20 protein-coding genes are annotated in these 19857 nt (G+C 68.7%); 9 read left to right on the forward strand and 11 right to left on the reverse strand.

Annotation, left to right across the window (positions count from 1 at the left end; all coding sequences use genetic code 11):
- Window positions 1-7: 7 nt before the first annotated feature.
- The 6 genes from Q0C38_RS01040 to Q0C38_RS01065 all read right to left on the reverse strand — a co-directional run bounded on the left by Q0C38_RS01040 (window position 8) and on the right by Q0C38_RS01065 (window position 6315).
- Entirely contained in the window at window positions 8-1087 is a 1080-nt protein-coding gene (locus tag Q0C38_RS01040; RefSeq protein WP_291295188.1) for a malate/lactate/ureidoglycolate dehydrogenase, read from the reverse strand.
- A gap of 75 nt (window positions 1088-1162) precedes the next feature.
- On the reverse strand, window positions 1163-1921 hold the full coding sequence (locus Q0C38_RS01045) for an SDR family oxidoreductase (protein ID WP_291295189.1): 759 nt from the start codon (window positions 1919-1921) through the stop codon (window positions 1163-1165).
- Between the two features lie 2 nt (window positions 1922-1923).
- Window positions 1924-3024, reverse strand: a complete 1101-nt coding sequence (locus Q0C38_RS01050; protein WP_291295190.1) for an ABC transporter ATP-binding protein — start codon at window positions 3022-3024, stop codon at window positions 1924-1926.
- Window positions 3025-3033: 9 nt separating this feature from the next.
- On the reverse strand, window positions 3034-3930 hold the full coding sequence (locus Q0C38_RS01055; RefSeq protein ID WP_291295191.1) for a carbohydrate ABC transporter permease: 897 nt from the start codon (window positions 3928-3930) through the stop codon (window positions 3034-3036).
- Between the two features lies 1 nt (window position 3931).
- Window positions 3932-4885 (reverse strand): carbohydrate ABC transporter permease, encoded by a 954-nt coding sequence (locus Q0C38_RS01060; RefSeq protein WP_291295192.1) that lies wholly within the window; start codon window positions 4883-4885, stop codon window positions 3932-3934.
- A gap of 74 nt (window positions 4886-4959) precedes the next feature.
- Window positions 4960-6315 (reverse strand): ABC transporter substrate-binding protein, encoded by a 1356-nt coding sequence (locus Q0C38_RS01065; RefSeq protein ID WP_291295193.1) that lies wholly within the window; start codon window positions 6313-6315, stop codon window positions 4960-4962.
- A gap of 249 nt (window positions 6316-6564) precedes the next feature.
- On the opposite strand from Q0C38_RS01065, the gene Q0C38_RS01070 reads away from it, so the two are divergent.
- The gene (locus Q0C38_RS01070) at window positions 6565-7356 is read left to right on the forward strand and encodes an HpcH/HpaI aldolase/citrate lyase family protein (protein ID WP_291295194.1); all 792 of its coding nucleotides are present in this window, start codon (window positions 6565-6567) and stop codon (window positions 7354-7356) included.
- Window positions 7357-7404: 48 nt separating this feature from the next.
- On the opposite strand, the gene Q0C38_RS01075 is transcribed toward Q0C38_RS01070, so the two are convergent.
- Both Q0C38_RS01075 and Q0C38_RS01080 read right to left on the reverse strand, forming a co-directional pair.
- Entirely contained in the window at window positions 7405-8109 is a 705-nt protein-coding gene (locus Q0C38_RS01075; protein WP_291295195.1) for an RraA family protein, read from the reverse strand.
- Window positions 8110-8171: 62 nt separating this feature from the next.
- On the reverse strand, window positions 8172-8942 hold the full coding sequence (locus tag Q0C38_RS01080) for a class II aldolase/adducin family protein (protein WP_291295196.1): 771 nt from the start codon (window positions 8940-8942) through the stop codon (window positions 8172-8174).
- Between the two features lie 77 nt (window positions 8943-9019).
- Here Q0C38_RS01080 and Q0C38_RS01085 point away from each other — a divergent pair, with 77 nt between their 5' ends.
- Entirely contained in the window at window positions 9020-10315 is a 1296-nt protein-coding gene (locus Q0C38_RS01085) for a M20/M25/M40 family metallo-hydrolase (protein WP_291295197.1), read from the forward strand.
- A gap of 232 nt (window positions 10316-10547) precedes the next feature.
- Here the strand turns inward: Q0C38_RS01085 and Q0C38_RS01090 are convergent, their stop codons facing one another.
- Entirely contained in the window at window positions 10548-10796 is a 249-nt protein-coding gene (locus Q0C38_RS01090) for a DUF1127 domain-containing protein (protein WP_291295198.1), read from the reverse strand.
- A 171-nt stretch (window positions 10797-10967) separates the two neighbouring features.
- Between Q0C38_RS01090 and Q0C38_RS01095 the strand changes: the two genes are divergently transcribed.
- The 7 genes from Q0C38_RS01095 (at window position 10968) to Q0C38_RS01125 (ending at window position 19058) form a co-directional block, all read left to right on the forward strand.
- Window positions 10968-11888, forward strand: a complete 921-nt coding sequence (locus Q0C38_RS01095) for a LysR substrate-binding domain-containing protein (protein ID WP_291295199.1) — start codon at window positions 10968-10970, stop codon at window positions 11886-11888.
- A gap of 68 nt (window positions 11889-11956) precedes the next feature.
- Window positions 11957-13333, forward strand: coding sequence for an oxygen-independent coproporphyrinogen III oxidase (hemN, locus tag Q0C38_RS01100; protein WP_291295200.1), 1377 nt, complete (start codon window positions 11957-11959; stop codon window positions 13331-13333).
- A gap of 82 nt (window positions 13334-13415) precedes the next feature.
- Window positions 13416-14639 carry a Xaa-Pro peptidase family protein gene (locus Q0C38_RS01105; RefSeq protein WP_291295201.1) on the forward strand — a complete coding sequence of 408 codons (1224 nt, stop codon included), beginning with the start codon at window positions 13416-13418 and terminating at the stop codon, window positions 14637-14639.
- Window positions 14639-15607: a D-2-hydroxyacid dehydrogenase gene (locus Q0C38_RS01110; RefSeq protein ID WP_291295202.1), complete on the forward strand. Its 969-nt coding sequence runs from the start codon at window positions 14639-14641 to the stop codon at window positions 15605-15607. The genes Q0C38_RS01105 and Q0C38_RS01110 overlap by 1 nt, the downstream gene beginning before the upstream one ends.
- Before the next feature lie 76 nt (window positions 15608-15683).
- A complete protein-coding gene (locus tag Q0C38_RS01115) occupies window positions 15684-17267 on the forward strand; it encodes an aspartate:alanine exchanger family transporter (RefSeq protein WP_291295203.1) in 1584 nt (527 codons plus the stop codon).
- 141 nt (window positions 17268-17408) lie between these two features.
- Complete coding sequence (locus tag Q0C38_RS01120) at window positions 17409-18701, forward strand: NAD(P)/FAD-dependent oxidoreductase (protein ID WP_291295204.1); 1293 nt, start codon at window positions 17409-17411, stop codon at window positions 18699-18701.
- A gap of 12 nt (window positions 18702-18713) precedes the next feature.
- On the forward strand, window positions 18714-19058 hold the full coding sequence (locus tag Q0C38_RS01125) for a DUF5368 domain-containing protein (RefSeq protein ID WP_291295205.1): 345 nt from the start codon (window positions 18714-18716) through the stop codon (window positions 19056-19058).
- Window positions 19059-19109: 51 nt separating this feature from the next.
- On the opposite strand, the gene Q0C38_RS01130 is transcribed toward Q0C38_RS01125, so the two are convergent.
- A complete protein-coding gene (locus Q0C38_RS01130; RefSeq protein ID WP_291295206.1) occupies window positions 19110-19436 on the reverse strand; it encodes a hypothetical protein in 327 nt (108 codons plus the stop codon).
- Between the two features lie 231 nt (window positions 19437-19667).
- A complete protein-coding gene (locus tag Q0C38_RS01135; RefSeq protein ID WP_291295207.1) occupies window positions 19668-19796 on the reverse strand; it encodes a hypothetical protein in 129 nt (42 codons plus the stop codon).
- Window positions 19797-19857: the final 61 nt, after the last annotated feature.

A 19857-nucleotide genomic window follows, 5' to 3' on the forward strand; every position in this document is an offset into this window, starting at 1 on the left:
GTTGGCCTCAGGCGGCCTTCGGGATACCAGCGTCGGCGATGCCGACCTCGCGCGCCGTGGCGACGATGCTTCCCCAGGTATCATCCGGCAGCGGAACACCCTTCGCCCCACGCTCGGCGCGGGAGCGGTTCTCGACCTCGCCGGGGATCAGGATCTCGCCACCGGGTTCGGCCGGGCGGGATGACTTGTAGAACGCGATGTAACGCTCTGCCCGCTCCGCCATCTCCTCGACGGAGCCGAGCACATCGGGGCGGATGTAGAAGCTCATCATGCCGTTGGTGATGCGCCCGCGCGCGCCGTCGCGCGGGCCGCAGGTGCCGTTGCCGGTGAGCGCGCCGCCGAGGATCTCGCACATGAAGGCGAGGCCGGAGCCCTTGTGCAGGCCGAAGGCGCGGATCGCCCCCTCGCCATTCTCGGGGTTGCGATCGGGGTTCTCGCCGTAGAGCGTCACCGGGTCGCCGGAGAAGGTGCCGTCGGGGCGGATGAGCGCATCGGGCGGCAGCTTCTTGCCGCCGCGGCTGGCCACCAGCACCTTGCCTTCCGCGACGTGGCTCGTCGCGAAATCGAGGATGAGCGGACGGTTCGGGAGCGGAACGCCCATTGCATAGGGGGCGGTGGACAGCCTGCGGTCGACGCCGCCGAACGGGGCCACGAGCAGCGAGCCCTGGACGTTGACGTAGTGGATCGAGATCAGCCCGGCCGCTGCCGCCATCTCCGCCCAGTCGCCGGCCCGGCCGAGATGGCCGCTGTTGCGGAGCGCCACGGCCGAGAGCCCCATGGCCTTGGCCTTGTCGATGCCGAGCTGCACCGCGATGGGCGTCACCGTCTGTCCGAAGCCGAACTTGCCGTCGACGACCGCGAGGACGGGCGTGTCGACGACCGTTTCCGGCGTCACGTCGGCCAGCACCTTGCCTTCGTTCAGCCATTGGATGTAGCGCGGCACGCGCACCACGCCGTGGCTGTCATGGCCGACGAGGTTGGCCTCGACGAGGTAGCCGGCGATGCGCGCGGCTTCCGCCTCCGACGTTCCGGCCTTGGCAAAGATCGTTGCGACGAAGCTCTTGAGCTCGGCGACGGTGATGAGCATGGAATTTTCCCGATGGTGGAACCGGTCAGAAGCAAGCGCGGAGCGCCGGGGAGGTCAACCCCGCAGGCGGGCCCTTCAGCCTTGCGCCGCGCGGGCCATCTCGGCGAGGTAGCCGCGGTTGGCGGTCGGGCTGATCAGGATCTCGTTGATGCAGGCGTGCGGGGGCATCGTCACGGCAAACAGCACCGCCGCGGCAACGTCCTCTGGCTGCAGCATCCGGGCGCGCACCTCCGGCGGCAGCTTCACGGGGCGAAGGTCCATGATCGGGGTGTTCACCTCGCCAGGCTCGATCACGGTCGAGCGGACGCCGTGGCCGCATTCCTCCATGTTCAGCGTGTGGGAGAGCGCGACGAGCCCGTGCTTGGCCGCGACATAGGTGGGGCCCGACACGTGCCCGATGAACCGCCCCGCCCAGGAGGCGATGTGGACGATGATGCCCTGCGATGCGCGCAAGGCCGGCAGTGCTGCCTGCGCCACATAGGCCGGCGCCTTCAGGTTGCCATCGACCAGCGCCGAGATCGTTGCGGGCGTGAGCACGGCCCAGCGTCGCTCCGGCGCGTTGAGCCCGGCATTACTGACGACGATATCGAGCCGCCCGAAGGCCGCGAGCACGGCATCGCGTGCCGTGGCGACCTGCGCGGCATCAGTCAGGTCGGCGGCAGCGACGAAGGGCCCGCCGCCGATCATCGCGGCCGTCTCCTCGAGTGGGGCGGTGCGGCGGCCGGTGAGTGCGACCTTTGCCCCTTCCGCCGCGAGTGCGACAGCGGCCGCGCGGCCGATGCCGCTGCCCGCGCCGGTGACCCAGGCGACCTTTCCGTCGAGCCGTCCGGCCATGGTCAGAGAACCTTCCCGGATGTCTTGTCGATCAGGTGCATGTGCTCCATGTGCGCGGCGAGCGGCATCATCGTGCCGGCGACGGCACCGGCGGCAGGGTCGACGCGGCCGCACACGCTCGTGCCGTTGATGTGGAAATGCACCAGCGTTTCCATCCCCATCGGCTCGATCACGTCGAGCTTCACGGTCAGCGGGGCGAGGTTCTGCTTGTCGATGCGGGTCGCTTCCGTCAGGTGCTCGGGGCGGATGCCGAACAGTAGGTCCTTGTTCGCATGCGGGGCGTAGCGCGCCGTTCGCTCCTCCGGCACCGGAACGGACAGTCCGTCGCCGAGCTGCACGCTCAGCGCGCCGGCGGCCTGCGTGAGCGTGGCTGGGATCATGTTCATCGCGGGGCTGCCGATGAAGCCTGCGACGAAGATGGTGGCGGGGTTGCGGTAGAGCTCGTTCGGCGGGCCCACCTGTTCGATGATGCCGTGATTCATCACCACCACGCGGTCGGCCAGCGTCATCGCCTCGACCTGGTCATGCGTGACGTAGACGGTGGTGGTGCGCACCGTCTGGTGCACCTGCTTGATCTCGGTGCGCATCTGCACGCGGAGCTTTGCGTCGAGGTTTGAGAGCGGCTCGTCGAACAGGAATACCTTGGGGTCGCGCACGATGGCGCGGCCCATTGCCACGCGCTGGCGCTGCCCGCCCGAGAGCGCCTTCGGCTTGCGCTCGAGCAGTTCGCCGATGCCGAGGATGCGGGCGGCATTGTCCACCCGCCGCTTGATCTCCTCGCGCGAGAACTTGCGAAGCTTCAAGCCGAAGCTGATGTTGTCGTAGACGCTCATGTGCGGGTAGAGCGCGTAGTTCTGGAACACCATGGCAATGTCGCGGTCGCGCGGCGGGATGTCGTTCACCACCTCGCCGCCGATCGCGATCTCGCCCGAGGTGATCTCCTCGAGCCCTGCGATCATGCGCAGCGTCGTCGACTTGCCGCAGCCCGAGGGGCCGACGAGGACGACGAACTCCTCGTCCTCGATGTCGAGGTCGATGCCCTTCACCGCCTGGACCTGGCCCTCGTATTCCTTGACGATCCTGCGGAGCGATACCTGCGCCATGGGCGAGCCCTATCCTTTCGTCGCGCCGGCGGTCAGCCCGGCAATGTAGTAGTCCATCAGGAACACATAGACGATCACCGGCGGCAGCGCCGCGATCAGCGCGCCCGACATGATCTGCCCCCAGGCGAAGGTGTCGCCGCGTACCAGCTGGCTGACGATGCCGATCGTCAACGGCATCTGGTCGGGCCGCGTGATGAACGCGGTCGGATACACGAAGGCGGCCCAGGAGACGGTGAAGGCGAAGATGGTCGCGGCGATGATGCCGGGCAGGGCCACGGGGATGAAGATCTTGATCAGCATCTGCGGCCAGGTCGCACCATCGATCAGCGCCGCCTCGTCGAGCTCCTTCGGGATGGACGCGAAGTAGCCGATCATGATCCAGGTGCAGAACGGCACCGTCAGCGTCGGGTAGACCAGCACCAGGCCCCAGATCGAGTTGAGCAGGCCGAGCCCGCCGACGATCTGGTAGAGCGGGATGAACAGCAGCGTGTCGGGCACCAGGTAGGTCAGGAACACGCCGGTGGCCAGCGCCTGGCTGCCCCAGAACCGCATGCGGGAAAGCGCGAAGGCGGCCAGCACCGAGATCACCATCGTGATCGCGACGACGAGCAGCGTCACCACGATGCTGTTCCTGAAGAACGTCAGGAAGATCGGGTTGCCAAGGATGGCGGCGTAGTGCTCGAGCGTGGGGTCGCGGACCAGCCAGGGGCTCAGCGTCTGGTCGGCCATCTCGGTGTTCGTCTTCAGGCTCGTGATGAGCATGTAGAAGGGCGGGGCGAGGAAGATCAGCGAGGCGATGGCCAGCGAGACGTAGGAGACGCGCAGTGCCCAGAGCCGTTCGCTATGCAGGCTGCCCGCCTTGGTGTAGGCGCGCGGGAAGTCGCGGTTCGCCGCTGCGTCGGCCATGTCAGGCGATCTCCTTGGTGCGCCGCGTCACGCCACGCAGGATGAAGTAGGCAGCGACGGCGAGGATCGGCAGCATGAACAGCGACACCGCCGCGCCGCGCGGCAGGTTCGCGGAGAGGATGCCCACCTGGAACGCGTAGGTCGCGAAGAGGTGGGTGGTGTCGCGCGGGCCGCCATTGGTGAGCACGCGCACGATGTCGTAGTTGGCGAAGGTCACGATCAGGCTGAACAGCACGGTGATCGAGATGATGTTCTGCATCATCGGCAGCGTGATGAAGCGCAGCCTCTGCCATGACGTCGCGCCATCGATCGCGGCGGCCTCGTAGAGCTGTTCGGGAACGCTCTTCAGCGCGGCGAGGTACATGATCATGAAGAATGGCGCGCCATACCACACGTTCACGGTGATGACGGCGATGCGCGCCCACCACGGCGTGCCGAGCCAGGGGATCGAGGGGAAGCCGAAGACGTTGATGATCCAGTTGATCGACGAGTAGGACGGGTCGAACATCCACCACCAGCCGAGGGTCGACAGCGCCGGCGGGATCACCCACGGGATCAGCAGCATGCCGCGCCACTTGCGCTGCCCCTTGGTGGGGATGTTGTGCAGCATGTGGGCCAGCCAGAAGCCGATCAGCGCCTTCAGGAACACGGCCGTGAGGGCGAAGAAGCAGGACTGCCAGATGATCATCCGGAACGTTTCGGAATCGAGCAGGATCAGGTAGTTCTCGAACCCGATATTCGCCGTCATCCGGCGGTTCAGCGTCGAAAGGTAGATCGCCCAGGCGGCTGGGTAGGCGACGAGGCCCGCGATCACGAGGATCAGCGGCAGCGTCATGAGGAACGCGATGGACGACCGCCGTCGCGCCAGGCGCTCCAGCGAGGAGACGCCAGGCGAGCGCCCCTTGATCGCCGGCCGCGTGGAAAGCGCCGGCCTGGCAGTTCCGTCAGGTGCCATCACGCCCTCCAGGGATGCGGGCGCCGGCGGAACACGCTCCGCCGGCGCCCAACCGTGCCTCGACCGCGCGACCGTCAGCCGCGCGCGAAATTGCGCAGCTCGCGCTCGGCCCAGCCGAGCGCCTGGTCGACCGTCTGCCCGCCCTGGGCGATGCGCGCGATCAACCCGGTGTTCAGGCCCTGCGTGTAGGCCTGCACCGCGATCTCCGGAGGCGCGGGCGCGAAGGCCACCGAGGTCCTGGCGTTGTGGTGCGGCTTGATCGGGTAGTTGTAGACCACGCCCGTCGGCGGCCCCTCGTTCTGCCACACCGCGAAGTCGTTCATGCTGGCGAAGGGCGGAATGTCGTAGCCGTTGCTGATCGTCGTCTGCTTATCGGCCGACTCGCGCTCGGAGAGGAACTCGATCAGCGCCTTCGACGGCCCGACATTCCGGCTGAAGTTCCAGATGCCCCAGAAATACGGCAGGTACGGCGTGAACCGCCCCTCCGGCCCCGACGGCATCGGGAAGGTCCATTGCTGGTCGTGGCCCGCCATGTTGTCGCGCCGCGCCACCGCCCAGGCCGAGGGCGGGTTGAAGATCAGCGCCGAGCGACCGCCCTGGATGGCGCGGTTGTTCGAGGCGTCATCCCATGCCCACACATCGTTCGGCAGGAAGCGCGCGAGCCTCGCCATGTACTCGACTGCCGCGCGCAGCTTCTGGTTGCCGCTGACCGTGGGGCGGCCACGCTCGTCCAGCATGTTGGCGCCGAACGAGGCGAACAGCGCGCCCACCCAGTCGACCGCATCGGAGAAGCTGCCCATGGGCAGGCCGAAGGGAACGCCTGCGGCGTGGCACTTCTCGGCGGCCGCGAGGAAGGCATCCCAGTTCCAGCCATCGGCCCCCGGCCCGGCACGGTCGGCCGCCGGCCACATCTCGCGCGGGTCGAACCCGGCATGCTGCTTCAGCAGGTCGATGCGCCCGAGGCAGGGCTTCATCTGCGTGCCGGACACGGCCGGCACGGCAACCCACTTGCCGTCGCGCTTGGCCAGGTACTCGGCGGCCTGCGTCACTGCGCCGTACTTGGCGGCGAGCCTGCCCATCACGTCGTCCATCGGGACAAGCTGGTCGGCATAGGCGGCGGGGAACCAGGTCGGGAAGGAGAGGATGTCGTGGCCCGACTTGCTCTGCGCCTGCGCAGCGATCGTGAGCTCGTTCTGCCGGCCGACCGAGGTGATGAAGTCGACCTGCACGTCGACGCGCTCGCGCTGGCCCCAGGCCGCGCAGAGCTCGCGCAGCGCGCCGTTGCCGGCGGGAACCCAGTGATCCCAGAAGCCGCATCGGATGGTGGTGCGCGGCTGGCCATGCACGGCCGGCGCTGCCAGCGCCGAGGCCGCGACGCCGCCGATCCCCGCCTTGAGCGCGGAACGGCGCGATAGTGTCGCGTTGGTCATCCTGTTTCTCCCCTGCTTGCGTCCCGTATCCGGGTTTCTGCCGTCGTTTCCCGTGCCTCGCTTGTTGCATTGCAACAAGGATTCAGCCGGGGCTGGTGGTGGACTGTAACGTTGCACTGCGAAGCAACGCAACGGGCACCATGAAACCACTGCCATGTTTCGTGCCGGCTTGGCCGTCGCGCGCCGATGCGCTCAGATGCGGCACGGCGCGGCATCCGCTGCGCGGTCAAGACAACCGGAGGATGGGCAGTGCGCGCCAACAAGCTTCGTGAGATCTGGAAGGCCGGCGGAACGGTGGTGAACGGGTGGTGCGGCATCCCGTCCGGCGCGGCCGCCGAGGCGATGGTCCAGGGCGGCTGGGACAGCCTGACGGTCGATCTCCAGCACGGGCTGGTGCACTACGACACCGCACTGCCGATCCTGCAGGCAATCAGCACATCCGACATCGTGCCGCTCGCCCGCGTTCCCTGGAACGAGCCCGGCATCATCATGAAACTGCTCGACAGCGGCGCCTACGGCATCATCTGCCCGATGATCAATGACCGTGCCGAGTGCGAGCGCTTCGTGCAGGCCTGCCGCTACCCGCCGCACGGCTACCGCAGCTTCGGCCCGACGCGCGCGAACTGGTACGCCGGCTCCGACTACGCCAAGCACGCCAACGACACGATCGTCACCTTCGCGATGATCGAGACCGCACCGGCCCTCGACAACCTCGACGCGATCATGTCGACGCCGGGGCTCGACGCGATCTATGTCGGGCCGGCTGACCTTGGCCTCGCCCTCGGCGAGGGCCCGGTCGGCGACCCGACGAGCGAGAAGACGCTCGCGACGATGCGGAAGATCTGCGAGACGGCCAAGAAGCACGGCATCGTTCCGGGCACGCACACCTCGAGCCCCGAGGGTGCGCGCCGGATGTTCGAGATGGGCTTCCAGTTCGCCACGGTGCTGGCCGACACGGCCCTGCTCGTGAACGCGGCAAAGGCGGCGGTGGCGGCGACGAAGGGCACGGCAGGCCCGGCCAAGGGCACCGGCCCCTACTGAGGCGGCGTGATCGCGGCCGGGCGGCGTTACCCGCCCGGCCGTTTCGCGTCAGTGGATCTCTTCGGCCTTCGACAGCGCCTCGCGCAGCACGTCGATGCTGAAATCGGCCTTGCGGGCGGCACCGAGGATCACCGCCTCGCGGCGCGTCAGCAGGTCGTTCACGGCCGGGATCTTCGCGGCTACGTCGTGCGGGATCACGCAGGCGCCGTGACGGTCGGCGTGCACGAGCTCGCCGTCATGCACGGTCATGCCGTGGATGCTCACCGTCACGCCGACGGCGACGACATGCACGAAGGCGTGGCTCGGGTTCAGCATGCCGGCGATCATCGGGAAGGGCCGCGCCATCATCGAGAGGTCGCGGATCGAGCCGTTGGTGACGCAGCCCGCGACGCCGAGCCCCTTGTGCACCGTGGTCTGCACCTCGCCCCAGAAGGCGCCGGTGCCGGGCGTGCTGTCGATGTCCTGGATCACCGAGACGTTCGGGCCAGGCGTGGCGGTCGCGACATGCTCGTAATAGCGGAGGCGGAGCGCCTTGCGCTCGGCCGGGCTCATCGAGGGCGGCGCCTCGGCGCGGATCATCGCGGTGCGGGCATAGCCGATGAAGATCGCATCGGGGCTGTCATTGGTCACGAACGGCTTCGTCGTGAAGCGGATCAGCTGGCGCGGCGAGACCAGCTCCTCGAGCGCGTTGCAGATCGTCGGCGTATCGATCTTGGCGAGTGCGGCGAGCAGCGCAGGATCGTGGGCTGTCATCATGTCTCCTTCCCCGGTTGAGTGGCCATGGCGGCTGGCTGGTGCACTATGCCTGCGCATCCTCAGTCGCGGTAGGAGGGGTCCTCGCGGTCGAGCAGGCGGCGGAGTGCCGCCCACGGGCGCCATCCCTTGTCGGAACCACCGCTGAACTGGTCGCGCGTGCGCGCCACGACGGCGGCGGGCGGCAGCGAGAGCGGGCGGCTCATGCCGGTAGCCGCCACCTGGATGCGGCAGGCCATCTCCAGATAGTACATATAGTAGAAGGCCTCGGCGACCGTCTCGCCGACCGTCAGCAGCCCGTGGTTGCGCAGCAGAGCGCAGTTGAGCGCGCCAAGGTCACGCACGAGCCGCCCACGCTCGTCAAGATTGTCGTCGGCCGCGATCCCTTCGTAGTCGTGCACGGCGACCCGGCCGTGGAACTCCATGCTGATCTGGTTCAGCGGCAGGATGCCATCCTCCGTCGCCGCGACCGCCATGCCGGCGAGCGTGTGGGTGTGCATCACGCAATGGGCATCGTCGCGGCCCATGTGGATCGCGGAATGAATGACGAAGCCGGCGGGATTCACCGGCCACGCCTGCTCGCCGATCGGGTTGCCCTCGACATCGATCACGACGAGGGACGAGGCGGTGATCTCGGAGAACAGCATGCCGTAGGGGTTGATGAGGAAGCGCGGCTCCCCGTCCCCCGGCAGGCGGGCGGAGAGATGGGTGTAGATCAGGTCGTCCATCCCGAATCTCGCGATCAGCCGGTAGGCGGCGGCAAGGTCCTCCCGGAGGTCGCGCTCCGACGGCGCATGGTTCGGCTGCGGCGGGCGCGGGGCGATCAGGGTCATGGCGGCTCGGTTCCGGTGGCGTGACGGAAGGAGAGCATCGGCCTAGCCTCACCCGCATGCAACACGGGGGACCGGTGATGGGGCAACGCGATGGGATCGCTGCGGCGCGGCTGGCGCTGATCGCGCATCTGCGCGCGACGGAGGGTGCGCAGGTCGCGCTGCTGCAACGGCTGCTGCGGGCGCCATCGGCAAACCCGCCCGGCGACACGCGGCCAGCGGCGGCGGTGCTGGCGGCGTTCCTCGACGTCGAGGGGTGCCCGGCACGCATCCATGCCGCGCGGCCTGAGCTGCCCAACCTCGTCGCTGCGTTCGATGGCCGGGGTGAAGGCGAGGGCGGGCATCTCGTGTTCAACGGCCATATCGACGTGTTCCCGCCGAACGACGCCGATGGCTGGTCGGGCGAACTCCGCGAAGGGCGGCTCTACGGCCGTGGCGCGGCCGACATGAAGACCGGCACGGCGGCGAGCAGCATCGCCTTCGCCGCGCTGCACCGGTTCCGCGATGTCCTCCCCGGCCGCGTGACGCTGACGGCGGTGAGCGACGAGCAGACGGGCGGTGCGCTCGGCACGAAGTGGCTGTTCGAGACGATGGGCGAGGCGATCAGGGGCGACGTGCTGCTGAACGGCGAGCCTTCGGGCATCAACAACATCCGCTTCATGGAGAAGGGCACGCTGCGCTTCACCGTGACGGTGCGTACCCCCGGCGGGCACGGCGGCTATCCCCACCTGTCGCCGAGCGCGATCAAGATCGCAGCCGCGATTGTCCAGGCCCTCGATGCGCTGCACGGCTTCGCACCGCCACTACCCGACGCGGTGGCCCGCGCGCTGGACGATCCTGCGACGATCGCCGCCCATGACGCGGGGCTCGGGCAGGGGGCAAGCCGGTGGGTGCGGCAGATCGCGTTCAACGCCGGCGTGATCCGCGGCGGGCGGAAGGTGAACCAGCTGCCCGACCTGTGTGAGCTCGAATGCGATATCCGCTACCCCTGGGGCCTGACGCGCGCTGCCGTTGAGGCGAACGTGGCGCGCATCCTCGGCGGCTTCCCCGAGGCGTCATGGGTGGTGACGGAGACACACTCTTACCCGCCGTCGCTCGCCCCGCCGGACGACCCGATGGTGCGCATCCTCGCCGATGTGGTGGAGCATGACCTCGGCGCGCCGCGCCCAGTGCCGTGCTCGAGCCTCGGCGGATCGGACAGCCGATATTGGCGCTATGCGGGCGTGCCGGCCTACCTCTATGGCCCCTCGCCGGTGAGCATGGGGCGGGCTGACGAGCACGTGACGGTGGCCGAGTTCCTGCACATCGCCAAGGCGCATGCGCTGGCGGCCTTTGACTGGCTCGCACTCAGGGGCGGAGGCAACCAAAGATTGTAGTGCTGGTCCAACGCGTCCAAAAAACAGAGAATGATCGTTATTACGGCGATTCACGCTTGTGGTCGCGCGTGGGTTGCGGTAAACAACCGTCATTCGGGATGATTTGACGAGGTTTATCTTATTAATGACTTCAGGGGCCTGGGGAGGCCTGTCATGGAGCGCGATCCAGCCGGGGGGGTGGATCGCGCTCCGGGGGCGGCTGGCAACGGGGAGCCGCCGCCCCCTTCGCGCGTCAGAGCATCCTGTCGCCGCGCCGCACCGGGGCCGTGTCCCACGGGGCGCGTCCGACCTCGCGGAAAACGTCCGCTTTCGACAGGCCAAGGTCGTGCAGCATGCGCTCGTCGAGCGAGGCGAGCTCGTGTCGCGTCGTCACCGCGACCCACATCCGGCGCATGACCGTCCACAGCGAGACCGGCGCGGGCTGGGCACCGCCCGCGAATCCGGCTTGAGTGGTCCTGGTGGCGATGGTGGGGGCGGACATGGTCCGGATTCCTCTCTGGTCTGGTTCGCGGGGGCCTGATGCCGCCGCGCCATGCACTCTGCACACTCCCAACCCATCACAGAAATGCATTGATGTGATTTGGTCGATCATGAAACATCATCGGTGCCAGAAGGCGAACGGAAGGCCAACGGAGGGCCAACGGAGGGCCAGATGAACGCACCCACCCACCTCATGAACGCACCGACCGGCCTGGACACCGACCTGCTGCGCAGCTTCGTGCTGATCGCCGAGGGGCGCAGCTTTACCCATGCCGCAACCGTCGTCGGCCGCACGCAATCGGCCGTCTCGATGCAGATGCGACGCCTCGAGGAGCTGCTCGGCAAACCGCTTTTCCGCAAGGCAGGGCGGCGGACCGAGTTGACCGAGCATGGCCAGTTCCTGCTCGCCCGCGCCCGCGGCGTGGTCGGCATGACCGACGAGATCGTCGCTGCCTTCCGCGCGCCGCGGCTGACCGGCACCGTCCGCATCGGCGCGCCTGACGACTATGCCACGCGCTATCTCCCCGACATCATGGCGCGTTTCGCCGCGACCCACCCGGATGTCGAGATGCTGGTGGTGTGCGAGCCGTCCGAGAACCTCGCCGGACAGCTCGAGGCCGGCGACATCGACCTCTCGCTCATCTCGGTCGGCTGTGCGCCGCCGCGCGCGGAAGTGGTATGGCAGGGGCCGCTTCTCTGGGTCGGCTCTCGCGACCATCCCGACCTGCACAAGCGCGATCCGCTGCCGCTCGCGCTCGGCCACGGCGCATGCACGTGGCGGCGGAGCGCGGAGCGTGCGCTTGACGAGGCCGGGCGCCGCTACCGCGTGGCCTATCTCTCAAACAGCCAGGCTGGGCAGCATTCCGCCGTGCTCGCCGGCCTTGCCATCTCGGTCAACACGCCCTGTACGCTGCCCCCAGGCCTGCGCATCCTCGGCCCTGCGGAAGGCCTGCCGCCGCTGCCCGGCTTCTCGATCGCGCTCGCTGTCGCCCCCACTGCGCGCCAGCCGCTTGCCGATGCGCTCGCCCGCCATATCGCCGCGTCGTTCCGGGCAGAGGCAGCCGCCGAGGGGTTGGTCGCACCCGCTGCGTGATTCGTTCGCATTCGCGAATTGATCTGGCGCAATGCATCCGCCGCTGGCGCGGGTCGAAGCTTTTCGCCATGCAAGCCACGGTTCCCTGGACTGACCTGATCGCGCGCTGGGACGGCCGCGTTCCCCGCTACACCAGCTACCCGACGGCAGTCTCGTTCCACCCGGGGATCGATGCCGATACGGTCGGATCATGGCTCGCGCGCCTCGACCCAGGCGCTCCGGTCTCGCTCTATCTCCACGTGCCTTTCTGCAAGCGCATGTGCTGGTACTGCGGCTGCAATACCATGGTGGCCAACACCATGGCGCCGGTGGAGGCCTATGCCCGCGACCTGATCGCCGAAGCCGAGCTCCTGGCCGCTCGCCTGCCCGCCCGCATGCGCGTCACGCGCATCCACTGGGGCGGCGGCACGCCCTCCATCCTGGGGCCCACGCACTGGGGCCGTGTCGATGCCGCAATCCGCCGGCTGTTCGACCTTGCCCCCGATGCCGAGATCGCGGTCGAGCTCGATCCGCGCACGCTGACGCGGCCGATGATCGCCGCGCTGGCCGCGAGCGGGGTGACGCGCACCTCCCTTGGCGTGCAGGATTTCAACCCGGAAGTGCAGAAGTCCGTCAACCGCGTTCAGCCACTCGCGATGGTGGCGGACGCGATCGCGCGGCTGCGCGGCGCGCGGATCGAGGCGATCAACCTCGACCTCATGTACGGCCTGCCGCACCAGGACGAGTTCTCGGTGGCGCTGACCGCTCGCGAGGCGCTGAAGTTCGCGCCTGATCGCGTGGCGCTGTTCGGCTATGCGCATGTGCCGTGGATGAAGCGCAACATGCGCATGATCGACGACGCGACGCTGCCCGACGCCGCCGCACGGCTCGCTCAGTTCCACGCAGCCTCCCGCGTGTTCGACACGGCCGGCTATGCCGCGATCGGCCTTGACCACTTTGCCAAGCCCGACGATCCGCTCAGCCGTGCGCAGGAAGCGGGAACGCTGCGCCGCAACTTCCAGGGCTACACCGATGATGCTGCCCCCGTTCTGCTCGGCCTTGGCGCCTCGGCGATCACCGCACTGCCCGATGGCTATGCGCAGAACGAGGCGGGCATCCCTGCCTGGCGCAATGCCGTGACCGCCGGCCGCCTCGCGATCGCGCGCGGCACGGCGCTGGATGACGAGGATCGCCTGCGTGCGGCGCTGATCGAGCGGGTGATGTGCGACCTTGCCGTCGATGTCGGGGCGGTCTGCCGCGCATGGAAGGTCCCGGCCAGCCGCTTTGCCGGCATCCTGCCGCAGGTCGATGCGATGGCCGCCGACGGGCTTGTCGTGCGCGAGGGCTGGCGCATCGCGGTGCTGCCGCGCGGCCGCGCCTTCCTGCGCACGGTCGCCGCGCTGTTCGACCATCGGCTCGACTCCCGGCAGGACTCCGGGGCCCGCCGCCACGCGCGCGCCGTGTAGCTGTCCTGGTCTGGACCGCGGGCGCGGGGTGTAGCAGCCTGCGTCCCGAGCGCGGGATACACGGACCGGGGACAATCACACCATGACGATCGGCGTCGGCGGCAGCACCGCAGAGGCGGAACTAGCGGCGATTACCTCCATGCGCGATGCCGTGCCACCGATCGGGGCGGAGGAGATTGCCCGCCGGGTCGCTGCCGCGCGCGTGGTGATGGAGGAGCAGGGCGTCGAGGCGATGTGGCTCGACGGCACCACGAACCTTGCCTACTTCACCGGCCTTCGCCACGGCCAGTCGGAGCGCATGGTGGGCGCGATCCTGCCGCGCCGCGGCGAGATCACCTTCATCTGCCCCGAATTCGAGGCCGAGCGCATCCGCGCGATGCAACCCATCCCCGCCCCGGTGCGCGGGTGGGAGGAGGACGAGGACCCCTTCGCGCTCTTCTACGACACGCTGCGGTCGCTCCAGATCACCTCTGGCGGCATCGCGATCGATGATCTCGCGCACGCTTTCATCGCGCACGGCATCCGCGAGACGGGCGGGGCCGATTACCGCTACGGCAGGTCGGCCTCGATCGCCTCGTTCCTCCGTCAGCGCAAGACCGGGCACGAGATCGCACTCATCACCCAGGCGATGAAGACCACGGTCGACATCCACGCCGCCGCGGCGCGCATCCTGCACGAGGGGATCGCCACGACGGCGGTGCAGGCCTTCGTCGATGCCGCCCATCGCAAGGCGGGCTTCGATGGCGGCTGCCCGTTCAACATCGTGCTGTTCGGCGAAGCATCCGCCTATCCGCACGGCGTGCCGTATCCGCAGACGCTCAAGGCAGGCGACATGGTGCTGATCGATTGCGGCGCGTCGCTGCACAACTACCGTTCCGACATCACCCGCTCCTACGTGTTCGGCGAACCGACTGAGCGCCAGCGTTTCCTCTGGAACACGGTGAAGGAGAGCCAGGCGGCAGGCTTTGCCGCAGCGCGCCCGGGTGTTGCCTGCGGCGCGCTTGACGATGCCGCGCGCGGCGTGATCGTCGCGGCAGGCTTCGGGCCTGGCTACAAGACGCCCGGGCTGCCGCATCGCGTCGGTCACGGTGTCGGGATGGACGGGCACGAGGAGCCCTATTTCGTGAAGGGCAACGCGCTGCCGCTCGATGTCGGCATGTGCGGCTCGATCGAGCCGACACTCGCCGTGTATGGCGAGTGCGGCATCAGGCTCGAGGACCACATCCATGTGACGGAGAAGGGCGCTGCATGGTTCACCGCGCCCGCCCATTCCGTTGACGATCCGTTCGGCGTGGAGGCCAGGTGATGAGCGATTTCCCGAAAAACCCGCTGATCGGCTTCGCCCACATCGCCTATCGCTTCGGCGAGCGGTTCCCGCTGCGGAACACCGGGCTGCCCTTCATCGAGCTCCGCTCGCGCGAGGAGCTTGCCGCGCGCGTTGGCGAGCTCGACGTCCTCGTCGTCTCCGGCTTCTGGAACAACGCGCTCGCGCCGGATGCGAAGAAGCTCCGCTTCGTGCAGTCGATCAGCGCCGGCGTCGACCAGTACGACAAGGCGGTGTTCGCCGCGCACGGCATCCGGCTCGCCTCGGCACAGGGGGCGAATGCGCGCGCTGTGTCGGATCATGCGATGGCGCTGGTGCTGGCGATGTATCGCCGCATCCCCGAGGCGCGCGACAACCAGGGCAAGCCGTTCTGGCGCGGCATGATCGGCGACCTTGGCCAGCGCGAGGACGAGCTCGGCGGCAAGACGATGCTGGTGGTGGGGCTTGGCCGCATTGGCGGGCGCCTCGCGCGTCTGGCCAAGGCCTTCGACATGACCGTCATCGGCATCCGCGGCAACCCCGCTTCGGGCGGGGAGGGGGCTGACGAGGTGCATGGCCTCGCCGCGCTGCCATCGCTGCTGCCGCGCGCCGATGTGGTGGCGCTGACCTGCCCGCTGACGCCCGAAACGACGGGACTGATCGGCGCCGCGGCGCTTGGCCTGATGAAGCCTTCTGCCATCCTCGTCAATGCCGCCCGCGGCAAGGTGGTCGACACCGGCGCGCTCGTCGTGGCCCTTCAGGCGGGGCGGATCGCGGGCGCCGCGCTCGACGTCACGGAGCCGGAGCCGTTGCCGCCGGAAAGCCCGCTGTGGTCGATGCCGAACGTGCTGATCACACCGCACACGGGCGGCGAGACGCGGTCCTACGAGGACAACGTGCTCGACCTGCTGATGGAGAATCTCGGGCGGCTGCAGCGTGGCGAAAAGGAGCTGAAGAACCAGGTCGTCTGACGCGCGGCGCTTGCGGGGCGGCCAGGCCGGGGCGCAGGCTCGGCGCGCGGCATCATGCCGTGGAGGCGAAACGACCGTGATCGCGGCCTTTCTCGAGGCGCAGCCCCTGCTTGCGCTGTTCCTGGTCATCGGGGTGGGCTACGCACTCGGGCAGGTCTCGGTCCGCGGCTTCTCGCTCGGCGTCGGCGCGGTGCTGTTCGCAGGGCTGTTCGTCGGCGCGCTTGCGCCGCGCGCGGCTCCGCCGGGGATGGTCAGCACGCTGGGCCTGCTGATGTTCCTCTACGGCGTCGGCATCCAGTACGGCAGGCAGTTCTTCGCCGGGCTCGCGGGTCCCGGGCTTGTGTGGAACGCACTCGCGCTCGCGGCCGTCCTTGCGTCCCTCCTCGTCGCGGTCCAGGCGGGCAGTCTGCTCGGGCTTTCCGTGCCGATCTCGGTCGGCCTGTTCGCCGGGGCGGGCACATCCACCGCGGCACTCCAGGCAGCGCTCGCCGCGGCCGGCAGCAAGGACCCCGCGATCGGCTATTCGGTGGCCTATCCGATCGGCGTGATCGGGCCGATCCTCGCGATCCACTTCGTCACCGCCTGGCTGAAGCCCGTGATCGCGAACCCCGCGGCGGCGCTGCGCTTCGCCGAGGTGACGGTCACGCAGCCCGGCATGATCGGCCGCAACATCGCTGCCGTCGCTGCCTCGCTCCCCGCTGGCGTGAGCATCAGCGGCCTCAGGCGCGACCACATGAACATGCTGGCCGAACCAGCGCTGACGCTGGAGGAGGATGACGCGCTTCTGCTGCTGGGCCTTCCCGCAGCACTCGACGCGGCCATCGCGTTGCTGGGCACGGCCGATCCGCAGCGCATCGCCAAGGACAGGCGCGACCTCGACATCGTCCGCGTGTTCGTCTCCAAGCCAGGCCTGCTCGGCCGCATGATCGCCGAGTTGCCTTCGCCCGGCTTTCCGATGCGCATCACGCATGTGCGTCGTGGCGACGCGGAATTGATCGCCGAGCCTGACCTGATGCTCGAGGCGGGCGACCGCGTGGTGGTTCTTGCACCGGCGGCGAAGCTGGCAGAGGTGCGTGCGCATTTCGGCGATTCGATCCGCGGCAACGCGGAGTTCTCCTACGTCTCGGTCGGGTTCGGCATGGTGCTTGGCCTTGCGCTCGGCGTCGTGCCGAGCCCGCTGCCGGGCGTTGGGGTGTTCACGCTCGGCGTCGCCGGCGGGCCGCTGATCGTGGCGCTGATCCTCGGCGCGCTCGGCCGCACCGGCCCGATCGGCTGGCGCATGCCGATGACGGCCAACCTGGTGCTGCGCAATTTCGGGCTGACGGTGTTCCTCGCCGCCGTCGCAATGGGAGCGGGCAGGCCCTTCGTCGACGAGGTGGCGCGATCGGGCGTGCCGATCCTGCTCGCCGCCGCGCTGGTGCTCAGCGCCAATGTCGGCGTCGTGCTCCTCATCGGGCTGCTCGTGCTGAAGGTGCCCTACGATTCGCTGATCGGCGTCATGGCGGGGGCGACAGGCAACCCGGCCATCCCGGCCTATGGCGCGCGGCGCCTGCAGTCTGACCGCGTCGATGTCGGCTACGCAACGATCTTCCCCTCGATGACGATCGCGAAGGTGATCGCCGCCCAGGTTGCCGTCACGCTTGCCTCCACCCCCGGCTGAGCGCGCTGAACACCCATTGATGTGAATCAATGAAAGATCGTGGTTCCATTCATAAGTTCATAACTTCGAATATGAAGTGTTATTGGCCGGACGCAACGGCCGGAAGGGAGGATCATGTTGCCAGCACCAGTACGGCAGGGCATGCCCGGCCGCCGCTTCTTCCTTGCCGCGGCATCGGCGCTCGCGGCCACGGCGACGCTCGCCCCGACGCGCGCCTCCGTCGCGACGCGGGCGCGCATCGTCATCCTCGGGGCTGGCGCTGCCGGGCTCTCGATGGCCTCGCGACTGGCGCAGCGCCTTGATGGGGCGACCATCACCCTCGTCGATGCCAGGAAGGCGCATTACTACCAGCCTGGCTTCACCCTGGTTGCGGCCGGGCTGAAGCCGGCGGCCTACGCTGTCAGCCGGACCGCAGACTTCGTCAGCCCCAGCGTGCGGTTGGTCGAGGACAGGGCGGTGGAGATCGACCCCGAGGCGCGCCGCGTGACGACCGCCGGTGGCCAGCGCCTCGACTATGATTTCCTGATCCTCGCCACCGGCCTCTCGCTCGACTACGCCGCCATCGCGGGCATGGATATCGCGCGCATCGGCCGCGATGGCCTTGGCTCCGTCTATGCCGGGCCGGAGGCTGCGGCGGCGACCTGGCGCGCGATGTCGGCCTTCGCCGACCGTGGCGGCACCGCGCTGTTCTGCCGGCCCTCGACCGAGATGAAATGCGCCGGCGCGCCGCTGAAATACGCGTTCCTGACCGACGATACGCTGCGGCGCCGCGGCAACCGCGGCAAGGCGGAGCTCATCTACAACGCGCACAACAAGGTGCTGTTCAGCGTGCCGATCGTCGCGGAAAAGCTCCGCATGCTGTATCGCGACCGCGGCATCACGGTGAACCACGAGCATGAGCTCGCGGCGATCGACCCGGGCGCGCGGACGGCCACGTTCAGGACAGCCTCCGGAATGGTGCCGATACGATACGATTTCATCAATGTGGTGCCGCCGATGCGCGCGCCAGAGGTGGTGCGCAACTCGCCGCTCCGCTGGCAGCAGGGGCCGTTTGCCGCGGATGGCTGGGCCGAGGTCGATCGCGCGACGCTGCGCCATCGCCGCTACGCCAACGTGTTCGCGGTGGGTGACGTCGCCGGCGTGCCGAAGGGCAAGACGGCCGCCTCGGTGAAGTGGCAGGTGCCCGTTGCCGTCGATCATCTCGTCGCCGACATCGAGGGGCGCGAGAGCACCGAGCGCTACAACGGCTACACCTCGTGCCCGATGATCACGCGCGTCGGCCGCGCGATGCTGGTCGAGTTCGACTACGACGACAATCTCGTCCCGTCATTCCCCGGCGTGATCGCGCCGCTCGAGGAATTGTGGGTGAGCTGGATCATGAAGGAGGTCGGGCTGAAGCCGACCTATCTCGCGATGCTGCGCGGCCTGGCGTAGGGGGAGGGGACCATGAAGGAACTCGATATCGGCACCTTCGTCGCGGTGTTCCAGGAGATGCTGGGGCCGTGGCTGTGGGTGATCGCAGCGCTTGCCGTTGCAGCGACGGTGCTGCTCGCCGTCGTGCTGCTTCGCGACCGTGGCGTGGTGTCGCGGCGCCTGCTCTGGGCCGAGGGGGCTGGGCTTGTCGGCGGTGTCGCCGCCGTCCTTGTCATGCAGGCGGTGACGAATTCCGGCTTCCGCGATATCGGCGGGCCGATCGATTGGGTGCTCATCGCGCTCATCTTCGCCGCCGGTGCGGTGGGCGCGACGATGGGCGTCTATGGGTTGATGGGCATGCTCCGTCGCGCGGCGTGATCCGTGCAGCAGTATGCGCTGCCGCAGCGCGCCCCGCCGCTGATGCCGACGCTATCCTGACGCGGGTGGTGTTTCCCCGCGACGGATAGCGCCGGGCCATGGGCAGCGACGGCAGGTCATGCTCTCGGCAGCACGAACGTCCTTGCGAAAGTCGCTGATCCGGGCGCGGACGATCCCCGCCTGCTGTGCGACGAACGCTTCAAGCCGCTTGACGCGTTCGATCTGCTCCGCCGCGACGCGCTGCCGATCTGCTTCCTCCGCCAGCCTTGCAGCAGTCTGTTCGCCCTGCGCACCGACGGCGCGGACGATCACGCCAACGTCGTCGTCCTCGCGTACGGTGCGTGGAAGCGCCGGCCTGGTGTTCCCCGGTGCGGTCATCGAGGGCCTGCCATCTCGCGAAGGCGATCGGCGGCGGGGAACCTCCCGCTGCGGCGGCGAGCACCCTGTCGCGCACTGGGATGAAGCCACCGAAATAGAGATCGCTGGTGGCCGCGAAGGCCGCCCGCGTCTCCGGCGCTGCCGTGCCAGCCGGGCTGAGTTCGACGAGGCGGCGCCAGGCGAGCTCAGCCGCACCGCGGCGTGTCATCAACCGGGACAGGCGGGCGGTGTTCAGTTCACCCGCCCGGTTCGCGATGGCGAGATCGCGGCACGTTCGGCACCGGCATCCTCGCGCATTCGCCGTGCGAGGAACGTCGTCTCGTTCAGCAGTGCGAGCGTCGTGTCGGTGGGTGTGCGCAACCGGCCGGTGCTGGCCCCCTGTGGATTGGGTGAGCAGCGGGGATAACGCGATGAAGCCGCC

Source organism: Elioraea sp., assembly GCF_022842375.1.
In the GTDB taxonomy this organism is placed as follows: Bacteria; Pseudomonadota; Alphaproteobacteria; order Acetobacterales; family Acetobacteraceae; genus Elioraea_A.

Excerpts from the sequence above, each read along its gene's own strand:
- Q0C38_RS01040 (WP_291295188.1), bottom strand. The coding sequence starts at position 1,087 with ATGCTCATCACCGTCGCCGAGCTCAAGAGCTTCGTCGCAACGATCTTT.
- Q0C38_RS01045 (WP_291295189.1), bottom strand. The coding sequence starts at position 1,921 with ATGGCCGGACGGCTCGACGGAAAGGTCGCCTGGGTCACCGGCGCGGGC.
- Q0C38_RS01050 (WP_291295190.1), bottom strand. The coding sequence starts at position 3,024 with ATGGCGCAGGTATCGCTCCGCAGGATCGTCAAGGAATACGAGGGCCAG.
- Q0C38_RS01055 (WP_291295191.1), bottom strand. The coding sequence starts at position 3,930 with ATGGCCGACGCAGCGGCGAACCGCGACTTCCCGCGCGCCTACACCAAG.
- Q0C38_RS01060 (WP_291295192.1), bottom strand. The coding sequence starts at position 4,885 with ATGGCACCTGACGGAACTGCCAGGCCGGCGCTTTCCACGCGGCCGGCG.
- Q0C38_RS01065 (WP_291295193.1), bottom strand. The coding sequence starts at position 6,315 with ATGACCAACGCGACACTATCGCGCCGTTCCGCGCTCAAGGCGGGGATC.
- Q0C38_RS01075 (WP_291295195.1), bottom strand. The coding sequence starts at position 8,109 with ATGACAGCCCACGATCCTGCGCTGCTCGCCGCACTCGCCAAGATCGAT.
- Q0C38_RS01080 (WP_291295196.1), bottom strand. The coding sequence starts at position 8,942 with ATGACCCTGATCGCCCCGCGCCCGCCGCAGCCGAACCATGCGCCGTCG.
- Q0C38_RS01085 (WP_291295197.1), top strand. The coding sequence starts at position 9,020 with ATGGGGCAACGCGATGGGATCGCTGCGGCGCGGCTGGCGCTGATCGCG.
- Q0C38_RS01090 (WP_291295198.1), bottom strand. The coding sequence starts at position 10,796 with ATGTCCGCCCCCACCATCGCCACCAGGACCACTCAAGCCGGATTCGCG.
- Q0C38_RS01095 (WP_291295199.1), top strand. The coding sequence starts at position 10,968 with ATGAACGCACCCACCCACCTCATGAACGCACCGACCGGCCTGGACACC.
- hemN (WP_291295200.1), top strand. The coding sequence starts at position 11,957 with ATGCAAGCCACGGTTCCCTGGACTGACCTGATCGCGCGCTGGGACGGC.
- Q0C38_RS01105 (WP_291295201.1), top strand. The coding sequence starts at position 13,416 with ATGACGATCGGCGTCGGCGGCAGCACCGCAGAGGCGGAACTAGCGGCG.
- Q0C38_RS01110 (WP_291295202.1), top strand. The coding sequence starts at position 14,639 with ATGAGCGATTTCCCGAAAAACCCGCTGATCGGCTTCGCCCACATCGCC.
- Q0C38_RS01120 (WP_291295204.1), top strand. The coding sequence starts at position 17,409 with ATGCCCGGCCGCCGCTTCTTCCTTGCCGCGGCATCGGCGCTCGCGGCC.
- Q0C38_RS01125 (WP_291295205.1), top strand. The coding sequence starts at position 18,714 with ATGAAGGAACTCGATATCGGCACCTTCGTCGCGGTGTTCCAGGAGATG.
- Q0C38_RS01130 (WP_291295206.1), bottom strand. The coding sequence starts at position 19,436 with ATGACCGCACCGGGGAACACCAGGCCGGCGCTTCCACGCACCGTACGC.